This is a genomic window from Caulobacter sp. GW821-FHT10C03 (genome assembly GCF_059415485.1).
In genome coordinates this window covers 1-1,843 of the sequence record NZ_JBWKNI010000041.1, presented here as the reverse complement: position 1 = coordinate 1,843, position 1,843 = coordinate 1, and the positions used below count along the sequence as shown (strand labels likewise).

General features: G+C 67.7%; 3 protein-coding genes. 2 read left to right on the top strand and 1 reads right to left on the bottom strand.

Going from position 1 to position 1,843, the window contains the following annotated elements:
• The coding region (locus tag AC07NG_RS25660) for a TonB-dependent siderophore receptor (RefSeq protein ID WP_494597212.1) at nucleotides 1-1,220 on the bottom strand (1,220 nt) is incomplete at its 3' end.
• Between the two features lie 211 nt (nucleotides 1,221-1,431).
• On the opposite strand from AC07NG_RS25660, the gene AC07NG_RS25655 reads away from it, so the two are divergent.
• Together AC07NG_RS25655 and AC07NG_RS25650 are read left to right on the top strand one after the other, a co-directional pair.
• Entirely contained in the window at nucleotides 1,432-1,686 is a 255-nt protein-coding gene (locus tag AC07NG_RS25655) for a hypothetical protein (protein WP_494597210.1), read from the top strand.
• A 56-nt stretch (nucleotides 1,687-1,742) separates the two neighbouring features.
• On the top strand, nucleotides 1,743-1,843 hold a 101-nt coding region (locus tag AC07NG_RS25650; RefSeq protein WP_494597214.1), incomplete at its 3' end, for a PepSY domain-containing protein.

Below are 1,843 nucleotides of genomic sequence, written 5' to 3'. Positions count from 1 at the left end.
GCGAACAGCGACAGGTTGGGGATGCTTGTCAGCGGATTGCTGGTCTGGCCGGTGTTGAACTGCTGGAAGTTCTCGCCGGTGATTTTCTGGTAGTCGAAGCCGGCCAGCACCTGGTGCTTGACCGCGCCGGTCTGGAAGCGGGCGCTGATCTGGTTGTCGAGCGTCAGGGTGTCGAAGTCCTCGTCGGCGCCGCCACCGCCCCGGATGATCGTCGAATAGTCGGTGTTGCGGGCCGCGCCAACGCCCGTGGTGGCGAAGCCGCCGACATAAAGCTGGCGGTAGGACAGCTTGTTGTTCTGGAAGCGGGCGTTCGACCGGAAGGTCAGGTGCTCGTTGAAGTCGTGGCGGAAGAAGGCCGCCACCGACCCGGCCTTGTGATCGTAGCGCTCGTAGCCCGGATCGCCGGTGTTGATATCGCGCGGCAGTTTTCCGAACGGGTTGGGCAGCACCGATCCGAAGGCCGGAACGCCCGAATAGCCACCGCCGCTGGGCGAGCGCTGGTAGGCCGCCGCCAGGGTCAGGCTGGTGTCGGCGGTCGGTTCGAACGTCAACATCGGGCTGACGTGATAGCGCTCGCTGAAGGTGCCCTCGGTCATGCCGTCGCCCTTCTGCCAGCCCGCCAGGACGCGGCCCAGCCACTTGCCCTGGCTGTCGAGCGGGGCGTTGACGTCGACGGCCGCGCGGCGGGTGTCGAAGTTGCCGAGCTGGCCTTCGATGCGTCCGAAGCTGCCCTCTTCCGGCAACTTGCTGGCCAGGTTCACGAGGCCGCCGGGCGTGGAGTTGCCGTAGAGCACCGAGGCCGGGCCCTTGACGATGTCGATATGGTCGATGCGGTTGAAGTCGATCTGCGGCGTCGAATAGGGGCCAGCGATCAGGCGCATGCCGTCCAGGAAGACGCCTGGCGCGAAGCCGCGCACGACCAGCTGATCATAGCGCGTGACCATGCCGCCGCGCTGGTTGGGCGAAACGCCCGCGACGAAGCCCAGGGCCTGGTTGATCGACTGCACATTGCGGCGCGAAAGCTCGTCGCCGTCGATGACGGTGATGCTCTGGGGAGTCTCGATCAGGGCGGTCTCGGTCTTGGTGCCGGCGGCCGCGCGGCGCGCCTTCAGGCCGGTCACCTCGACCCGCTCGACAGTGTTGGAGTCGTTATCGGCGTCATCGGCCCAGGCGGCGGTCGCGCCCAGCCCCTGCATCGCCGCCGCGGCGGCGACGGTCACGGCCAGCCCTCGCAAGACCCCGGCGTTGGCGTTCGCGCCACGCGCGGTTTTGGAACGGATGACCATGCAGACCCTCGTCAAGATTGTCGATAAGATTGATAATGAGTTGCAACTATCGAAACGAGTTGTTAGGCGCAAGCCAACTTTCGGAGGGTGCGTGAACAACGATCGATCAGCGAAACAGGCGGCCGCGTGGCCCGGCGTGGCGCGGATGACCGCCCGTACCCTCACCGCCCTGTTCGGCGGCTATGCGGCCGCCGCGGCGCTGGCCTCGCTGCTGGCCCGCCTGCTGCCGATCGCTCCGGCCGAGGCCTCGGCCTGGGGCATGATCCTGTCGTTCCTGGTCTTCGCAGGTCTTGGCCTGTGGGCCTTCCATGAGCGCCGACTGGCCATCGTGGCGGCCGCGATCTGGGGCTCGGCGCTGGTCGCCGGCGCGGCGGTGCTGCTGCTGGGAGCCCGAGCGTGAACGTTCGGTCGACCTTCCCCGCCCCTGCCCCGCCGGCTCGAGCCCTGCGCCAGTCCATGGCCTGGATCCACGCGTGGCTCGGCCTGCTGGCCGGCTGGATCCTGTTCGCCATGTTCCTGACCGGCACGGCCAGCTACTTCCGCCCCGAGATCACCCA

Bases quoted from the DNA above. Each gene is read 5' to 3' on its own strand.
- AC07NG_RS25655 (WP_494597210.1), top strand. From the start codon at position 1,432: ATGACCGCCCGTACCCTCACCGCCCTGTTCGGCGGCTATGCGGCCGCC.